The organism is Orrella marina (genome assembly GCF_003058465.1).
Taxonomy (GTDB): Bacteria; Pseudomonadota; Gammaproteobacteria; order Burkholderiales; family Burkholderiaceae_B; genus Algicoccus; species Algicoccus marinus.
The window spans coordinates 993,740-1,012,491 of record NZ_CP028901.1 but is presented as its reverse complement, the minus strand read 5'-3'; the positions used below and the strand labels follow the sequence as shown (position 1 = coordinate 1,012,491).

The following is an 18,752-nucleotide window of genomic DNA, read 5'->3' as shown; positions in this document are numbered from 1 at the left end:
AACTTAGCGAAACGAACGCACATCCACAAAATGCCCTTCAACGGCTGCGGCGGCTGCCATGGCCGGGCTCACGAGATGAGTGCGCCCGCCCTGCCCTTGCCGGCCTTCGAAGTTGCGGTTCGAGGTCGATGCGCAACGCTCGCCGGGCTCCAGGCGATCGGCGTTCATGGCCAGACACATGGAGCAACCAGGCTCACGCCATTCAAATCCAGCTTCGATAAAGATCTTGTCCAGACCTTCGCGCTCGGCCTGCATTTTGACCAGGCCGGAACCCGGGACCACCATCGCCTGCTTGACGTTGGAGGCGACTTTCCTGCCACGCGCGACTTCGGCGGCAGCGCGCAAGTCTTCGATGCGCGAGTTGGTACAGGATCCAATGAACACCCGGTCTACCTTGATCGAGGTGAGCGGCGTATTGGGTTCAAGGCCCATGTACTGAAGCGCACGCTCCATGCCACCACGGCGCACAGCATCTTTCTCCTTGTCGGGGTCTGGCACACGGGCATCAACCGGCAACACCATTTCGGGCGACGTGCCCCAGGTGACTTGCGGCTGGATCTGGGTGGCGTCTATTTCGACCACCCGATCAAACTTCGCACCCTCATCCGTGTGCAGTGTGCGCCAGTAGGCAACCGCAGCATCCCACGCTGCCCCTGTCGGGGAGAATGGACGCCCACGGAAGTAGTCAATTGTCTTGTCGTCAACGGCTACCATGCCTGAGCGTGCACCGGCTTCAATGGCCATGTTGCATACCGTCATACGGCCTTCGATCGACAGATCGCGAATGGTGCTGCCACCGAACTCGATCGCATAGCCCGTGCCGCCGGCGGTGCCAATGACACCGATCACATGCAGGACCACGTCCTTGGCGGTGCAACCCTTGGGCAGCTTGCCTTCGACCTTGACCAGCATGTTCTTGCTCTTTTTGGCCTGCAGGGTCTGGGTGGCCAGCACGTGTTCGACTTCTGACGTTCCGATACCGTGCGCGAGCGCACCAATCGCGCCGTGGGTGCTGGTGTGCGAATCACCACAGACCACGGTCATGCCTGGCAGTGTTGCGCCCTGCTCCGGTCCGATCACGTGCACGATGCCCTGGCGCAGATCATTCATCTTGAATTCGGTCACGCCATACTTTTCGCAGTTGTCGTCCAGCGTGTCGACCTGCAGTTTGGAGATCGGATCGTCAATGCCACCGGCGCGGTTGATGGTCGGCACGTTGTGGTCCGCCACGGCCAGGTTGGCACTCACGCGCCACGGCTTGCGACCGGCGAGCTCAAGACCTTCAAATGCCTGGGGGCTGGTGACTTCGTGCAGGAGATGACGATCGATGTAGAGAATGACCGTGCCATCTTTCTCCTGATGCACGACGTGTGCATCCCAGAGCTTGTCGTAGAGTGTTCGTTTCATTTTGAAATAACCATCAATAAGTGCTTCGGAATCTGTGTTTCTGAATCTGTACGGACTATATCAGTCGTGCGGGCGTTCGAGTATGTCGTCGATCGGTCCCGCATCAGTCTTTCATCTGGCATGAATCGAGTTCGCGCTGGGCAAATGCCGCTGATCGACTTGACCAACATTCGTGACTGACTTCTGTCAGCAATCCATGTCACCGAATTCTGATTCGACTGGGTCAACCAATGATCATACCCGGCAAGAGGACTTTGCAAGCCGGCGAGCCGGAAAATTGATCATCGCCTGACGACATCACGAAGGTATTTTGCCTGAACGTAGCTGGCCCAAAAAGGACGACCCTTCACTTGATATTGCACATCGTCCGAGCATATCGACAATGCAATGCAAGGCAAGCTATCCCACACAGTGAGTCGTACATCGTCGTGACAGTCCCAGTCATACGATTGCCGATCACCGATTACCGACCGCCATTATTTTGAGGCAAATCACACGCGTCAAGCCATCACCTCGGACCCATCAGACTGGGATGTGAGAGCGCTTGCTCCAGATGGATTGAACGGCGATGCCAGCGATGTGTTGGTCCGGCTCCACTGACCTCACTCGCTGATCGCGATCACAGATTGTTAAAGCGTCCGACGGACTGGATTTGCCCAGACCCGTGTCGTTCCTGGCAAACAGGCCGCATCAAGACAGTCAAGCGCTGACTGTGAGTCGTCAACTTTGCGTGAGCTCTGAACCGTCATCTGTGCCATGCGGCAATTTTACGCACGGACAAACGTGTACCGTACGGGTATTGCCATTTCTTCCAGCCCCCTATTCTGTTGGTTCACCTCCGACCGTGCTCCGGCGCCAAGGGCATCCAGGCATGGCATGCAATGCCGAGACATGGGATGCGGCAGTACCGGAACACGGGAGGATCGACTCAACGTGAGTGGATTGAAACGGCTGTATGCATATTGATTCCAGTTATCGCCTGTTATTGGCAAACGAAGTGATGGTTCGGGACTTGCTGGCGCTGCCTGAGCTGGCGTTTCTCTCAGCGACGATGGATCTTGACTCCCTGATCCAGGTCCCGTCGGACATGGTCTCTAACACTGGCACCCAGCGTCGTGCCGATCTGGTGTGGCAGGCGCGCGCCATGGATGGGCCGCATGCCCGGGCGCATCCCCATGTCTACGTCCATATCGAGCACCAGTCCAGCGGTGATCCGCAGATGGCGTTGCGAATGCTGACCTACCGTGGCTTGATCTACGAAGGGACGCTGGGCAAGGCCGGCGCTCAGTGGCTGCCAGCGCTGATACCGCTCGTGCTCTATAGCGGCGAGGAGCCATGGAAAGTGGACACGGAGGTCAGAGACCTGGTTGTTCCTGTGGGTAATCAGCTCGAGCCGTTTCAGCCTAAATTAAAGTATTGCTTGGTGGATCAGAAGCGACTGGTCGAGCGCTGGGCGCGCGACAAAGCGCCGGGTGGCGCGTCTGAAGTCAGGCCAGACCAGCGCGACGGACAAGCCCAGTGTAGTGAGGTCGCACTGGCTGTCGACTCTCCGGATCTTTCGAACAATCTGGCGTGGTTGCTGTTTCGTCTGGAACACAACAACGGGGTCGAGGATGCACTCGAGTTGTTGCGCCAGGTGGACCGGGTGACTGCGCAACCTCGATACGAGGAAGTGCGCAAGGCATTTGGTTGCTGGGTCCGCACGGTATTGCTGCGCCAGGTGGCCACAGCGAATGAAGATCAGGAAAGTCTTGCAAAAGCGGGTTTCAAGGAGATGATTGACATGTTGGCAGAGAGATCGCACGGATGGCATCACAAGTGGATGCGTGAGGGCATGGAGAAAGGGATCGAGCAAGGACTGCAGAAGGGTCTGGAACAAGGTCTGGAAAAAGGCCTGGAGCAAGGTCTGGAGCAAGGCCAGCGACGTATGCTTCGGGCCATGCTGGTTCAAAAATTCGGTCCGGTTGATGAGGCCGTCCAGAACCGGATTGAACAAGCCAATCGCGAGACAATCGAGCAATGGGCCTTGAATGTCCTGAATGCGTCGCGTATTGAGGACGTGTTTCGGGACTGAACAATCCACACAAAAATCCATCGGCTAGGTCGGGTGAGACACCCAGGCTCCAGGCCAGGGAATAGAATGGCCAAGCCGACGATCAGCTGATTGGTTTCGTGAACCATGCCGGGCCGGAAGATCCTGATGTTCCGGTTCGGATCAGGGCTTAAACAGTTTAATCAGAGACATGCGTAGGCCCCAGAGTACATCTGCCTTTACCTCCCGACAGACATGAGCAGCTGCCCAAGCACGAGCATCAGTGACTTTTGAAGGTGCCGCCATCAGGCGTGGAAAACAGTCACGCTGCTTCTCTCGGCCTCAATATCCCCTTGGCAATGGTGTTGCGCTGGATTTCGCTCGTGCCAGTGACGATTCGGTAGAGTCGTAGTCTCCTGAAAATGAATTCGACGGGATGGTTTTTGGTGACACCCACGTTGCCGTGAATCTGCATGGCCTGGTCCGCGACCCGGAAGCAGGCTTGCGAGACAAACAGTTTGCACATGGAGGCTTCGGTCCGTATGTCCTGTCCTGCATCTGCCAGTCGGGCTGTCGCAAGAATCATTTGCCGACACGCGTAGAGGTCAGTTGCCATATTGGCCAGCATATGCTGATAGCCCCGGACGCAAGTGTATCGCCCACGCTGCAATGCCCTGCCTGCTCTCACCCTCTTGGCTGTCCTCAATAACCACACTGCCCGCGATGGCGTAAAGCGTGATCCATGAGCACAATAGCCAGCAAGGCTTCAGCAATCGGTGTGGCACGGATGCCCACACAGGGATCGTGTCGACCCAGGGTTTGCACTTTGACGGGCTCGCCAAGCTTGTTGATGGAGTCGCGTTCAACCCGGATACTCGAGGTTGGTTTGATGGCCAGACTCACCGTGACGTCCTGGCCTGTCGAAATGCCACCCAGAACGCCACCGGCGTTGTTGGTGCGGAATCCTTCCGGTGTGATCTCGTCTCCGTGTTCAGAACCACGTTGAGTCACGCATCCGAAACCAATGCCAATCTCGACACCCTTGACGGCATTCAGACCCATCATGGCATGCGCGATGTCGGCATCCAGACGGTCATACAACGGCTCGCCAAGACCCGGCGCAACGTTGCTGGCGACGACCTCGATGCGGGCCCCGATCGAATCGCCGTCACGCCGAAGCTCATCCATGTAGGCTTCGAGCTCGGAAATGATCGTCGCATTGGCTGCAAAGAACGGGTTCTCAGGTATCTGGTCCCAGCTTTCGAACGGTATTTCGATGGGACCAAGCTGACTCATGTAGCCGCGTACGACCACCGCGTGGTGTTCAGCCAGCCATTTCTTGGCGATGGCACCGGCCGCAACGGTTGGAGCAGTCAGCCGTGCAGAGGAGCGCCCGCCGCCTCTGGGATCACGGATGCCATATTTTTTCCAGTAGGCATAGTCCGCATGACCGGGGCGAAACGTTTCAGCAATCGCCGAGTAGTCTTTGCTGCGCGCATCGGTGTTGCGGATCAGCAGCCCGATGGGTGTGCCGGTGGTCTTGCCCTCGTACACCCCGGAAAGAATCTCGACCTGATCGGGCTCACGCCTTTGTGTGACGTGTCGGGAGGTTCCGGGTTTGCGTCGATCGAGTTCTGCCTGAATGTCACTTGCGTCGAGAGCCAGCCCAGGTGGGCAACCGTCCACTACGCAACCGATTGCCGGTCCGTGAGATTCCCCGAAATTGGTGACACGAAACATTTCACCCAGTGTGTTTGCAGCCATGATGCGCAGTACCCGATAGCGATGTGAGATCAGTCTGTTCAGCCGTGGCGATCAAGGAAAATCCTTCCAGAGCCCTGCAAGCTGATCTTTCACGTTGTGTTCAATGATGATCGTCCCGGTGGCAATGACCTGCACCACCGTCAACACGAATCATACCTGCTGGTATGCCGGCACGCATGGCCGGACCGGTAAATGCTGCCGGGACAGGATGGATCGCGGATGCAAAGTGGGGGCAGACCGGTAAAGTGTTCGAGATCACGGTATGAAAAGGCGCTAGTCTTCGCTTTCGAATGCAGATGAATCAAAGCACCTCACCTGCTGCTTTTCAATACAACGGGTTTAAACCAGACGACCGACAGACTGAGAGCGGCCAGCGGTGGTGATTCGCTCATCCACTTCAAAAGAGTGCAGTGTAGTCGTTCAGATCTCTGGCCAAATAGCCCTTTCGCTCCAGGTGCTTACGGTCTCCCTGGGAGAAAGCGGGTGAAAAAAGAACCATCTCTTTGCTCCAGTCCAACAAATAGTTACTCGATACACTTTTGACCCTCGCGGCAAAATCCGAGGTTGCCTGAAACCGGCTGGATTAGCTTTCTCCTCTGCCCTGCTCAGCCGCCTTGCGTTTCTGCCTTGTGTTTCTTGCTCTTATGTTTCTGCTTGTAGGCTTTTTTGGCGGGTCTGAGGTAGGCCAGTGCCGCCACAAAGAAAACGCTCGACAGCACGATCTCGATCCAGGCCATCAGAATGCTCGGACCTGGGGGATCGGACGCCACTCTGACCACGCCTTCCATGAAGTACAGCAGGATCAGCATGCTGGACCATTGCAAGGTGTACAGACTGCCTTTGGCCACGCCACGTATCGCGAACGCCAGAGGCAATGCCTTGAGAAACATGAAGGTGCCACCGGGTTTCAGGGGCGCGAGCCAGATTTCCCACGCAATACACCACAAAAACAAGGCGACCAGACTCACCAGTGCCGTCTTTTGCCACAGCGGATTAAGCGAAGCCGGCAGACTCTCGAATGCCTCGACATCAGCAAGGGGTCTTTGGTCAGAGCGGTCAGATTGGCCAGATCGTTCCGAATGCCCTGATACGGCACCAAGGCTTGCAGGAGCATCGACTTGTTCGGGGGGCTGCATGCCGGTCTGGCCGGCGGCCTGGCGGCTGGTCGATGGCCCGTCCGAAGTTTGGCCTGGCACTCGGTCCGGTGCTCGGTCTGACTTTTTCGCTTCGTTCATTAAAATTTGCTCTGCGTCCTGGTGTGCTGTGCTGCTGCGGGTTGCGTTCAGATCACCCTATTGTAATGACCCCGATTGCACGGACTCCTGATGCGGATAGCAGACGCCAACTTTGAGATGGCAATTGTCTGGATGGTTGTCAGCATGAAGACAATGGGTGGCTGGTCTGTGGTAGGTGTGCTTGACCGGATATGTTCCAGTTTCGGAACATGTCGAAATGTGTCTGAATATGTCTGAATGTGACATGTCCGATCGGGCGCTGATGACTCCCAGGCGACGAGGCACTTGCTATCATGCAAGGGTAACTAGCAATGGTCATCAGCGTTGTGTATCGCTTGTGTATCGCTTGTGTATCGCGTTCGATGTCTGTGTCAGGAGATTCATTCCGGATGTCATTTGAGCCGTCCCAGTCCTCAACCGTTCAACGCTGGGCAATACGGGCCCGCCATGCCTGCATGCGCATAGGCAAGGCCGCCTGGGAAGATCGATTACTCGAGATGAGTTCGGCGCTCGCGTTCACAACCATCCTGGCCATCGTTCCCTTACTGGCGGTCACGCTGTCCTTGATGACCGCGTTTCCGTTTTTTTCTGATTTTGAGGAAGCGCTTCAGACGTTTCTGCGCAGCCAGTTGATGCCCGAAGCGTTCTCCGAGACGGTGATGCGTTACCTGGACGAGTTCGTTGCCGGTGCAAGCAGGCTGTCTGCGATTGGCGCGGTGTTCCTGGTGGTGACCTCGGTGCTGGTCATCATGTCGATCGACGAAGCCTTGAACGACATATGGCATGTACGCAATCGCCGTTCAATCGGTCAGCGGTTTCTGATTTACTGGGCTGTCCTGACTCTGGGGCCTCTCATTCTGGGCGGCACGCTCTGGGCTTCGGCAGTGGTGGCCAGAGAGGCGGTTGCCCTGCCCGGCTCGGAAACCCTGCATGTCAGTGCGCTCGTGCTCTGGCTTCCTTACCTGACCAGCTGGGTGGGTTTCTGCCTGTTGTTCATGGCTGTGCCCAACCGGCGCGTTCATTTCTATCATGCCTTGTTCGGGTCGTTCGTTACCGCGTCTCTGTTTGAGCTGATCAAGTGGGCGCTGGGTATCTACTTTGCACTCTTTCCGACTTACACGCTGATTTATGGGGCGTTCTCTGTTTTGCCAGCATTCCTGCTCTGGGTCTATTTCTCCTGGATGGCGGTGCTTGTAGGTGCGGTCGTGGCCGCCAACCTGCCAGAGGATGGTCTGGGCTTGCATCGCAACACACAGGCCAGGCATCACGATGATCCGGCCAAAGGTATGAAGGAACACCACGAGAAGGAACACCACGAGAAGGAATACCACGAGAAGAAATACCACTAGAACTCGCCCAATACCGACTCATGACAGAATCGCCAGGGGCTGGCACCGTGACAATGGCTCAGGTCAGTCAATGTGGGGTACGGATGTGTCTCGAGATGCGATGAAAGGCAATGAGTATGTCAGCCACCTTAGAACGGCCAGCGCACACCGCGCCGCAGATTGATTTGCTGTCTATCCGCCGCCGGTGTGCTCAGGAGGTCGTTATTGAAGTGAACCTTGTTGTGACCTGACGTTGTCTCGTTGGTCTGAACGACACAATAGTGCTACTGAGGGTGATCCTGAACGCTGTTACCAGAAAAACACGCACTTCAATAGTGCATACAGCGCGCCCTGAGAGTAAAGTATCAGCAAGGCGAATAAATCAAGCCGAGAATGTCGTCTGAAACGCCTTCATCAATGCGTAGAGCAAGCACCCTCAGAAAAGCAGTTTGCCGGATGTAGATGAGGTGAGCGACGCGACCATAGACATCATTCATGTGTGTCAGGTCATGTCAGACGGAACTGTGTAATCCTGCAGGTTCGATCAGGATGCTTTCAGGATTTGTTGAGCGGAGTAACCATCATGTTGAAAGTCAGTGAAATCCTTCGCGTGAAAGGCAACACGCTTTTTACCGGTCGTCCTGACATGCCTGTCATGGAGGCGATCCGGACGATGAGTGAGAACGACATTGGTTCGCTCGTCATCATGGATCACGGCACACTGGTCGGCATGCTGACCTTCCGTGAGGTCATACGCCTGCTTCAGGACAAGAATGGTCAGGTGGGCGACACGACTGTCAGATCGGTGATGGACGATGCGCCGGTCAGCGTGACGCCCAACACGCTGGCTAATGAGGTGCAGCGTCTGATGCTGGAGAAGCACTCCCGGTACGTGCCGGTCATGGACGGCCCGACACTCCTGGGCGTGATTTCGTTCTACGACATGGCGCAGGCCATTGTGGCTGCACAGCAGTTTGAGAACAACATGCTCAAGGCCTACATCCGCGACTGGCCGTCGGACCATACCGAGAACCAGAACTGACCAGCTCCTGAGGTCGGCGCAGGAGCCGATTCGAAAGTTTCTTGCGCACCGGGCGCCTGCAACGCCCGGTGCCTGGCTAACATGTCTCGACATATCTTGCCTGGACCACCGAATCGTGCATGGGTTACCTCCACATCATGAGTCACCTACGTGGATTCTCGCTGCTGACTCCTGAGGTTCTGCCCCTTCCCTCCTGTTTTTCTGCTGTTTCATTACTTTGATTATTCGGCCTACTCTGCTTCGCTTTTTTGGTGAACTGATACGCGTGACCATGTCCTGAAATTCTTGACCACTACGTAAGGGTCGGAAGCGCTAACGATCAATATCAATGCACGTATGTCGGGCACGCACGCACCCCCCCGAACACCTCAGGTATTGTCATGAATCCAAGACGAGACGCCGGGCCTTACCTGGGTGCTGATGAACATGGCCATTGCGGGACGTAATATTTGTCTACGCCATTGCAGGACTCAATATTTATCCACGCATTTATCCAGGCATTTGTCCATGGATTTTTGATGGATTGTTCCATCGATCTGTGAACGGTAAGGCCAGGCGTGACGCTGCCGGGTTATGCAGATCACCGCTGCGTGACTTGACAGGAAAACCACGCAATTGAGTCAGACTGCAGCAGTCGAATTCCGGATGGCAAGCGCCCGGACATCATCATTAAGGAGAAGTTGTGATCATCGTGTGCAACAACGAAGGAACAAAGGGTATTCCCGTCACCGCCAGGATGTTGTCCGAGGGTGCACGGGGACTGGATGCCATTGAAGCGGGTATCCGGGTTGTGGAGGACGATCCGGACGTTCGCACTGTGGGTACAGGAGGCTGGCCCAATCTCCTGGGTGCGGTGGAGCTGGATGCATCCGTGATGTGTGGGTCGACCCTTCGCACCGGTGCGGTCGGCGCACTCAAGGGCTTTACACATCCGGTCAGCATTGCCAGGCAGGTGATGGCGCGTTTGCCGCATGAGTTTCTGGTCGGCGAAGGTGCCGCAAGGTTTGCCCGGGAGATCGGTGCCGAAACGGGCGATCTTCTGCGTCCCCATTCACGTGAGAGCTGGCAAAAGTGGTTTGACGCGCGCGTCAAAGCCGAGCACCAGAAATCATGGGCGGATGCCCCTTTGATCGATTACTGCCAGGAAGCGGTCGATCCTGAAATCGGCAAAGACACCACGGTATTCCTGTGTATGGATAGTCACCATGATATCTCCAGTGCGACCAGTACGTCAGGCTGGGGCTGGAAGTATCCCGGTCGTCTGGGGGACAGTCCGGTCATAGGGGCCGGATCCTACGCTGACACCCGCTATGGGGCATGTGCCTGCACCGGTGCAGGTGAAATGACAATACGGGCAGGCACCGCCCGGGCTGTGGTGTTGTACATGAAGATGGGGATGTCGGTGCAACAGGCAGTCGAAGAGGCTGTCAATGACATGCGCGCACTCAAGGGTGGCCTCATCAGCAGAGTCACCATTCATGCGATCGACAATCGCGGCAATCATCACGTGGTGGCCGTCAACGGAACTCCAGAGAATTACTACTGGTTCTGGGTGCCCGCGATGGCCAGACCGGAAACACGGCCGGCAACGGTTATCCAGATCTCGGATGACACCCCAAAACCCCGATCAGTGGATTCCTTCAAGGCGTGAGTGCCTGGGTCAGGAGCAAGTCAAGGAGGTTGATCAACCCACGCGATCGGCTCGGTTTTTTGCCGTATTTGCTGCCTTGCGGGCATGTTCTTCGGTTGCTTTCGCGGTCAGCACACGCACACGTATGGGCAAGTACAGGCAAGCACAGGCACGTACTGGCAAGTACTGGAAAGTACTGGAAAGTACGGACAATTACTGTCTTCAGGTCTGCACGGCCAATGCTGGCACCGTTGCCAGCGGTGCCAGCATATTCAGCGCGATGCCAGAAGTACGTGTGATGAAACCGCGCCAGATGTTCGGTAAGTTGATTCCTCGCCTTGTGTGCGCTGGCCATTCTGAGACTGTTAATCCGTACTGGAACATCATCGGCAAAATATCAAGGGCTGGATAGATGTCGATCAGCCAACGCGCCTGATCAGCTTCGCCACCGAACTCGATCAACTGGTAGCGTCAGGCAACAAGGCATTCTGCGAGGGTGGGTCTCCTTGATGTCATCAGGCAGTTCGGTCACCAGGCTATTCCGGCGACAACGTTATAAGCCGATACGTTGTCACCAAAGCAGCGTATAGATTATTTGAGAAGCCATACAGTAGAGCTCGATTGGTAAGAGTCTTGAATATCCTACAACTAAAAAATTCTTGATAAAATGGTTATGTCGAAACCGGCTATTGCGCTGCTATTGCGACAAGATCCCGTTACAAGTCCCGGGCTTTAGTATGGAAGTAATCATCTCACTCTTCTCGAACTGGAGTATCAATGAACGACACACAGCAGTTGGTAATTTTTGAAGGAGAAGCCGGTCAGGTGGAAGTCCGGCTGGAGGGTGAGACTATCTGGCTTTCACAGGCACAAATGGCGGAACTCTTCGAGACCTCCGTCGACAATGTCAGTCTGCATCTTAAGAACATATATAAAGACAAGGAGTTGCACGAGGATGCAACTACCGAGGATTTCTCGGTAGTTCGTCAGGAAGGTGGCCGCCATGTACAGCGAAAGCTCAAACACTACAACCTCGACGCCATCATTTCTGTAGGTTACCGCGTCAATTCGTCTCGCGCCACTCGCTTTCGCCAATGGGCCACCGGGGTTCTCAAAGAGCACCTGACCCAGGGCTACACCCTCAACCGACAGCGCTTCGAACAGAACGCCGCCGAACTGGAGGCTGCCATGGCCCTGGTGAAGAATGCCACAGTCAGCGATACCCTGACCACCGACCAGGGGCGTGGTCTGGTTGATGTCATTGTCCGCTATAACCACACCTTTTTGTGGCTGCAGCGCTATGATGAAGGTCTTCTGACTGAGCCGCCAGGTTGCCCTGGCGGGACGCTTCCGTCTACTAACGAGGCCCGCGATGGTATTGCTCGCCTTAAGGCCGACCTAATGGCTCGGGAGGAAGCCACGGACTTGTTCGGCAATGAACGCGAAGACGGCCTGTCTGCCGTCCTGGGCAACCTGGAGCAAACCATCTTTGGCGAACCTGCCTATCCAACAATCGAGTCCAAAGCCGCGCACCTGCTGTACTTTGTCATCAAGAACCATCCGTTCTCAGATGGCAACAAGCGGATAGGTGCCTATCTGTTCGTAGACTTTCTGGCACGCAACGGTCGCCTGCTGCGTGACCGTGCCCTGGTCATCAACGATGTCGGTCTGGCTGCTCTGGCTTTGCTGGTGGCGCAGTCCGACCCGAAGTCGAAAGAAGTGATGATCCGTCTGATCAAGAACATGCTGGCACCCGGCCAGATCAGAGTGAACCCGTAGCAAAGAATCCTCCTGAAAAAACTGCTTCTCACGACCATTTCCATCCGGGCGACCCGGAACCACGCGGCGTACCCGGGCAAAGCATAAGCCCTGTCTGATCACACCCGGCCGACCCTGAATCTAGCCACAGAATCAGGGTCCCAATCACGTCTGCAAGTGCAATCTCCCGCAAGATCGACCCAGCCTCTTCCCTAATCATCGACCCAGCCTCTGACCTAACCGCTTGACACAACCGCCAACCCAACCTCTGACCCAACCGCTGCCTCGAAGGTGCTCACGATCTCCGGAATGCCCGGCAGCCCATCGCTCGATCTTCCGCATCAAGCCATATCCAGCAACCTCCAGCAACCTCCAGTTTCACCACTCCTTCATCACCCCTTCCTTCGTCTGCCAGTTCATTTCGCAAATTTATTGAACCATTCCCGGAAATCCCTCTACTACCTACATAAGCAAGCCACCTTCTGCAAGAGGATCAACAGCTAAACGGCCTGCAGTTCTGGGACTCAAAGTCCCATGAAGAGTGCTTGCCTGCCCATACATGTTTCAAAGCAAGAATGAAAAGACGGGTTTAGCAAGATATTCCACTGGTGGGATTGAGTCCGACACGATCCTGACGCAATACAAGGGCAGGATTGCAGGCACCCGGATGTAGGGGTACTCGGGTGCTCACCAGCGAGGCGGGTTTTGAGTAACGATGGATCAATGGAGCATTCGTGATCGGTACGGTCAATTACAGGTACGGACTGAATGCGGAAAAGTATCACTGAGAGAGAAGGCACTGAGAGAGATGGCACTGAAAGAGATGGCGCCGAAGGGAATGGCACTGAAAGGGATGGGCACTGACGGGAATGAACAAGAGTGAAAAGCGACTGAAACACGAGTAGAGCGCAAACCGCGTAACTCAAATCACACGACGCAAATCACACAACGCAAACCAGCATGCAATCAGAGCGAACGACACGGATCGACGCAGGAACACCCGATCCGTAGCAATCCGGCGAATTCATTGAATACGACATCTCCTCAGGAGCAATCAAGTGGCAGTTGATAACAACAATACGGGAACCGATATGGGAGCGAACATGCAATCTTCTACCGTATACAACATCCAGTGGCAATGGGGGCAGGATCTCGAGCTGTCATTTAACCCAGACAAAGACATCCTGGATTTTGGGTGGTTTTCAAGTAACAGCTTCACCCTCAGTGAAGTCAACGGCTCTCTGGTGATCTCGATCCCGTCGAACCAGCAGACCTATACACTCAAAAACATCACGCTCGCAGACCTGAGTGCGCACAACATTGTTGCCAAGGACAGTCAAACTCAGACTTTCTGGACGCAGACGCTTGAAGAAAATCAGGACAACCCGGCTCCAGATCCAACCCCGGACCCCACTCCCGAACCCGATCCCGATCCCGACGAACCCGGCACCCCTCCTTCACCTCCCGTCACGGGTGCGGACATCGTAGGCAGCTTTTCCATGACCTGGGCCTGGAATCAGCACGCCACAGTGGCATTTAATCCGCAGACCGACAAGATCAATTTCGGATGGTTTGGTCCGGACAATTTCTCGGTTGCAGAAGTCAATGGCTCCGTGGTTATCTCCGTCTCAGGGAACCAGCAAAGCTACACCCTTGAAGACATCACACTGGATGAACTGACTGCCGCCAACATCGTTGCACTGGATAGCGGTACACAAGCCAAATGGCAGGCGTTACTCGACAACTCAAACGAGACCCCAGAACCCGAACCCGAACCCGAACCAGAGCCAGAGCCAGAGCCAGAGCCTGAGCCTGAGCCTGAGCCTGAGCCTGAGCCTGAGCCTGAGCCTGAGCCAGAACCAGAGCCAGAACCAGAGCCAGAACCAGAGCCAGAACCAGAGCCTGAGCCAGAACCTGAGCCTGAGCCTGAGCCAGAACCTGAGCCCGAGCCACCGATAGACGATTCGGATCCAGTCAATCCTGGTGATCCAGGCGATGGTGGCACCGGGACTGCTTCACCCATTATTGCTGCGTATTTTCCGGAATGGGCGATCTATGGTCGTGACTTCAACGTCTCGGACGTGCCCGCCCAGGATCTCACCCATCTGATCTACGCTTTCTCCAGGATCGATGACAGCGGCCGCATGAGTCTCTTTGACTCATACGCCGCAGTAGAAAAGACCTTCAGTGCCGGTGACAGCGTCAGCGGTGTCGCAGACACCTGGGATCAGACCCTCGCCGGCAACTTCAATCAACTGGCCCAGCTCAAAGACGCCAACCCCGGTCTCAAGAACCTGATTGCTGTCGGCGGCTGGACTCTTTCAGGCCCGTTCTCTGATGTCGCCTCGACCGCAGAAGGACGAGAGAACTTTGCGGACTCAGCAGTCGAGTTCCTGAAGACCTACACTATGTTCGATGGCCTGGACTTCGACTGGGAATATCCCGGTGGTGGCGGCCTCGAATCCAACACAGTACGACCCGAGGACGGTCAGAACTACGCCCTCCTGCTCGAAGCCGTGCGCGAACGACTCGACGGACTCGAGGCTGAAACCGGGCGTCAGTACGAGATTTCAGTGGCCTCGCCCGCCGGTTCTGACAAGATCGTCAACTTCAACCTCGAAGGACTCGAGCCCTACGTTGATTTCTTCAACCTGATGGCGTACGACTTTCATGGCGGGTGGGAGAACATCACCGGTCACCAGGCCCCCATGTACGACACCATTGGCGGTGATTACGACATCGCCACCGCTGTGCAACTTTACAAGCAAGCCGGTATCGAAGGCAGCAAAATCGTTCTGGGTGCACCGGCCTATACCCGGGCCTGGGCAGGCGTGAACGACAGCGACGGGGATGGTGGCTGGCAGGAGACCACCAGTCAACTGGCCCCGGGTACCTTTGAACGCGGCGTCTATGACTACAAAGACCTGGCGCAGAAAGTCCTGGATCCCGACAGCGACTGGAAACTCTACTGGGACGATGAAGCACAGGCCGCATACGTCTACAGTGAGTCTCAAGGCATATACTCCACCTTCGAGACACCGACCAGCATTGCTCTGAAGTCCGAATGGGCCCAGTCCGAAGGCCTTGGAGGCATGATGTTCTGGGATCTCTCAGGTGATGTCACCCAGGGCCCGGAAAGTCTGACCAACGCCGCCTATCGCAGCTGGTTTGAAGGCGCCTGTGTTGAGGAAATCGCGCAACTGTCCGCACTCCAACCCGATGTTGTGATCGGTGGCAATGGGCTGATGGACAGCTTTGTCGACTTCGAATACACCCCACCCGTTCTGGAACCCGATCTTGGATTGCCTGGGGAGGATGACCCAATCGGTCCCGACACGGGCACTGATGATGGCGCCGGAAACGACGACCCGCTATCCGGCATCGATCCAGGCGACGTGTTCTCCATCAACTGGAATTGGGGTGCGAATCAGACTCTCGAGTTTGACCCCGCAGCAGACAAGCTGGATTTCGGGTGGATGGGTGCTGACGCCTTTAACCTGGCAGAGGAGGACGGATCAGTCATTATCAGCATTCCGGCCAACCAGCAGACATACACCCTGCAGGATGTTTCCACGAATGAACTCTCACTATCCAACATCCAGTCTCTGGATGCCTCGACGATCGCTGAATGGGGGACGTTCCTTAGCTAAAGTTAGCCGCACAACACCGCTGAGCGAATCGGCCAGACAAAACACAAATTTAAACCTAAGCCCGAATTGACTGGTCCGTCAAGGTAGCAAGAGTATGCCCCTTCTCCTGGATTGATCGACATCAAATGGGTTGTTTGCGAACAACGAAAGTTGTGAAGGGAGAGCAAGAAGTACACAGAAAGGTAACCGACCCGGATAACTTGGTACTATCACGCGCAATGATTGCAGTGCAGCGATCCCGGTGCCATGCCTGCAAAGATGGATCAGTGCGTCCGGTGAAGTGCGACGGATCAGAGTAATTCTGCTCGCATCAGCACTGAGGCGAGTTCCGATTGCCGTCTATGCTTGATGAAGGCTGAAGACGACCCAGCATCCGATCCGTTTCTGACTGACTTCTGTTTTTCGCCAGACTCATGCCGCTTCCCGCATCAGACAAAGATATCGATCAATGGCTTGTCCGCTTATGTGAAGGGGATGAACAGGCCGTGATCGCGATCTATCACGGGTACATGCGCAGTGTGACGGCGTTCGTGCGTCTGTATGTGGACGATGTCGTTGCGATCGAGGAAATCGTGGACGACACCTTTCTGGCCATTTTTAGTAAACCCGATCAGTTCGAGGGGCGATCAAGCTTCAAGACCTGGTTGCTGGGTATCGCCAGAAACCAGTGTCACAACTGGCTCAGAAAAGCCAGAAAAGAACCCGCCATCAATGCCCGGACCGATGATGCCTTCGGAACCCTGGTCGACCCCACTCCTCCCATACTGGATCATCTTGAACAACAGCAAGTCAGACAGATCGTACGCCTGTGCCTGATGCGTCTGCCCGAAGCGCAAAGGCAAGTCCTTTACTGGGTGTTTTACGAAGAGCTTTCGGTTAACGAGACAGCTGAGCAAGTCGGCTGTGCTCCCGGCACCGTCAAAAGTCGCATGTTTCATGCCAAATCCCGCATGGCCGACTGCGTCCGACGTCGACTTGATGGAGGCATTGCCTGATGACCTCCAATACTCACCCTCCGTCAGAGACTGACCGACCCGATGATGCTGACTCCAGACCGCCTCAGACATCATCCCTGCAATCCGACACCACACTACCACCTGACCAATGGCGTCGTTTCAAGGAACTGCTGCCCTTTTACGTCAACGGCAGCCTTGACAGACCGCGAGGCCCCAAAGTCCCCTTCTCTCAGCACAATCAGGCCAGTCCCGAAGCCGAGTTGCCAAACGAATCACCCGAGAAACTTCCAGAGAACCCGTCAGTAACGAGCGGTGACGCCCACAACCTTGATCGCCTGTTTGTAGAGCAGTGTCTGCAGGTGGACCCTGCTGCACGCCAGTGGCTGGCGTTCTGCACCCACCTCCAGGACGTTGTTCAATCTCATCCCCGTGAGCGAACACAAGCCGAACCGGATCGTCAGACCTCTACCCCGAGACCGGATTCTGTGAGCCCTCCAACCGCAGCCAGGCAGGCAGAAACGCTAGCCCCGGGACGAGACCTGGTTGACGAGCATCTGCGCGAACGCACAGATCGTCTGCTGTTGCGATGGCGTGCTCTCCAGCATGGTGAAGACACCCGCTCAGACGGCAGAGCTGCAATTCAAAACGAAACGCTGCAACAGGACACCGTTGCGGATCGTACTCCCACCAGACCAGCCACTCGTTCGCAGATGAAACAACGTCTCACCAGAAACGCTGGTTTTGCAAACTGGTGGCCCGCCTTGTTTGGGGCAGGATTCGTAACCGCAGCGCTCGTGCTCGCTACGATAGGACCCTTCGCCAATGTCATGCTTCATCACGATGACTGGAACGGGAATCCCGACATCGAACTGGTGCTCGCACAGGGTGTCACTCCGGAACACGAGACCGTACTCGCTCATCTGGACAACTACCAGGGAAAGGTCCTCAACCATCGACTGGAGGATGATCGATATCGGGTATCTGTTGATCTCAGGAACCGGTCACACAACCAGCGACCGCTCATCGACGCATTGAAGGCAGATGGGCATCTTGAGGACTATGTGCTACTCGCGAATCGGTGATACAACGCGTGCGAGAATTTTCCAGTTGGCAGCCTGAGGTTCTGCCTGGGCATCACATGAACGGGAAGATATATCCCGTTGCGAATGAAGAGCCCGTTACGGGCCATCCCAATAGGATCGTCCGTATGTCGTTATGCGGTCGGAAGAAACACCGCCAAAGTTGCTCTGTGGAGGACGTCTGGCCTGATGAACGACGAGCACACGTTTGTGAACAAACTGACCCGCTCTGAAAAAATTCCCGTAGAAATCGGTTCACCCGGTCAAGCGTGCCTTACTTTACCAAGCCTTCTGGTGTACCCCGTGTCCAGCGACAACCTCTGACCTGATAAACAAAGCACGTTGTTTTACGACTTCACAGATTGCTTGAAACAACAGAGAATGCCTCCCCGCTCCAACGCATCCCTTTGCATCTGGAGACTCGATCAAGCCTGGCTCAACGTGAAGTCACCGAGGGGTTCATGAATCAAGCATCTATCGCTGGCCATCATCCCGGCATGGGAAGTGCTCTCCTGCGCCCAGGATTGAGTTCGGCGCTGCGACTCAATTCACACATGGGTCAACCCTCTGTTCCGCATTCAACTCTGCGCCAAGTTCTGCGTTCACCACAGCAAGGCATACAAGAACCCGGGAACGTCTCCGTTCAACAGCGTCCGGACGTTCCTGCCCAGTGCGGAGCTCACGTCGCTCAACGATGGTCAGCCTTGTTTTACAGATCCATGAGAGGGAACCCTCTGGTCAGTTCTTGCATTCTACGGATCCGGAACCCCAGTCTTCAGCGTTATCACCACATGATCCCCTGCGAGATTCGTACGCCCTGTTGTCATTGACAGTCAAGGTCGGTCATTCATAGGCAGATCCACAGATCGTC

General features: G+C 55.6%; 14 protein-coding genes. 8 read left to right on the top strand and 6 right to left on the bottom strand.

Going from position 1 to position 18,752, the window contains the following annotated elements; all coding sequences use genetic code 11:
• Positions 1–3: 3 nt before the first annotated feature.
• Positions 4–1,407 (bottom strand): 3-isopropylmalate dehydratase large subunit, encoded by a 1,404-nt coding sequence (leuC, locus tag DBV39_RS04505; RefSeq protein WP_108620527.1) that lies wholly within the window; start codon positions 1,405–1,407, stop codon positions 4–6.
• Between the two features lie 955 nt (positions 1,408–2,362).
• Between leuC and DBV39_RS04500 the strand changes: the two genes are divergently transcribed.
• A complete protein-coding gene (locus tag DBV39_RS04500) occupies positions 2,363–3,481 on the top strand; it encodes an Rpn family recombination-promoting nuclease/putative transposase (RefSeq protein ID WP_108620526.1) in 1,119 nt (372 codons plus the stop codon).
• 280 nt (positions 3,482–3,761) lie between these two features.
• On the opposite strand, the gene DBV39_RS04495 is transcribed toward DBV39_RS04500, so the two are convergent.
• The 3 genes from DBV39_RS04495 to DBV39_RS20580 form a co-directional block, all read right to left on the bottom strand.
• Positions 3,762–4,154 (bottom strand): acyl-CoA dehydrogenase family protein, encoded by a 393-nt coding sequence (locus DBV39_RS04495; RefSeq protein ID WP_227870806.1) that lies wholly within the window; start codon positions 4,152–4,154, stop codon positions 3,762–3,764.
• Positions 4,142–5,203, bottom strand: a complete 1,062-nt coding sequence (gene aroC, locus DBV39_RS04490) for a chorismate synthase (RefSeq protein WP_108620525.1) — start codon at positions 5,201–5,203, stop codon at positions 4,142–4,144. The genes DBV39_RS04495 and aroC overlap by 13 nt, the downstream gene beginning before the upstream one ends.
• 605 nt (positions 5,204–5,808) lie before the next feature.
• A complete protein-coding gene (locus DBV39_RS20580) occupies positions 5,809–6,438 on the bottom strand; it encodes a DUF2069 domain-containing protein (protein ID WP_407669235.1) in 630 nt (209 codons plus the stop codon).
• 389 nt (positions 6,439–6,827) lie between these two features.
• On the opposite strand from DBV39_RS20580, the gene DBV39_RS04480 reads away from it, so the two are divergent.
• The gene (locus DBV39_RS04480) at positions 6,828–7,787 is read left to right on the top strand and encodes a YihY family inner membrane protein (RefSeq protein ID WP_159078799.1); all 960 of its coding nucleotides are present in this window, start codon (positions 6,828–6,830) and stop codon (positions 7,785–7,787) included.
• 344 nt (positions 7,788–8,131) lie between these two features.
• Here DBV39_RS04480 and DBV39_RS20240 read toward each other — a convergent pair whose 3' ends face one another.
• Complete coding sequence (locus DBV39_RS20240) at positions 8,132–8,263, bottom strand: hypothetical protein (RefSeq protein WP_265416036.1); 132 nt, start codon at positions 8,261–8,263, stop codon at positions 8,132–8,134.
• A gap of 86 nt (positions 8,264–8,349) precedes the next feature.
• On the opposite strand from DBV39_RS20240, the gene DBV39_RS04475 reads away from it, so the two are divergent.
• On the top strand, positions 8,350–8,808 hold the full coding sequence (locus DBV39_RS04475) for a CBS domain-containing protein (protein ID WP_108620523.1): 459 nt from the start codon (positions 8,350–8,352) through the stop codon (positions 8,806–8,808).
• Between the two features lie 682 nt (positions 8,809–9,490).
• Positions 9,491–10,459 carry a N(4)-(beta-N-acetylglucosaminyl)-L-asparaginase gene (locus DBV39_RS04470; RefSeq protein ID WP_108620522.1) on the top strand — a complete coding sequence of 323 codons (969 nt, stop codon included), beginning with the start codon at positions 9,491–9,493 and terminating at the stop codon, positions 10,457–10,459.
• Positions 10,460–10,660: 201 nt separating this feature from the next.
• On the opposite strand, the gene DBV39_RS04465 is transcribed toward DBV39_RS04470, so the two are convergent.
• A complete protein-coding gene (locus DBV39_RS04465; RefSeq protein WP_108620521.1) occupies positions 10,661–10,900 on the bottom strand; it encodes a hypothetical protein in 240 nt (79 codons plus the stop codon).
• Between the two features lie 315 nt (positions 10,901–11,215).
• On the opposite strand from DBV39_RS04465, the gene rhuM reads away from it, so the two are divergent.
• The 4 genes from rhuM (at position 11,216) to DBV39_RS04445 (ending at position 17,884) form a co-directional block, all read left to right on the top strand.
• Positions 11,216–12,217 (top strand): virulence protein RhuM/Fic/DOC family protein, encoded by a 1,002-nt coding sequence (rhuM, locus tag DBV39_RS04460; protein WP_108620520.1) that lies wholly within the window; start codon positions 11,216–11,218, stop codon positions 12,215–12,217.
• Positions 12,218–13,299: 1,082 nt separating this feature from the next.
• Positions 13,300–15,846, top strand: a complete 2,547-nt coding sequence (locus DBV39_RS19695) for a glycoside hydrolase family 18 protein (RefSeq protein ID WP_193853047.1) — start codon at positions 13,300–13,302, stop codon at positions 15,844–15,846.
• A gap of 485 nt (positions 15,847–16,331) precedes the next feature.
• Positions 16,332–16,841 (top strand): RNA polymerase sigma factor, encoded by a 510-nt coding sequence (locus DBV39_RS04450; RefSeq protein ID WP_159078798.1) that lies wholly within the window; start codon positions 16,332–16,334, stop codon positions 16,839–16,841.
• Positions 16,841–17,884: a hypothetical protein gene (locus DBV39_RS04445; RefSeq protein WP_108620517.1), complete on the top strand. Its 1,044-nt coding sequence runs from the start codon at positions 16,841–16,843 to the stop codon at positions 17,882–17,884. The genes DBV39_RS04450 and DBV39_RS04445 overlap by 1 nt, the downstream gene beginning before the upstream one ends.
• Positions 17,885–18,752 lie beyond the last annotated feature (868 nt).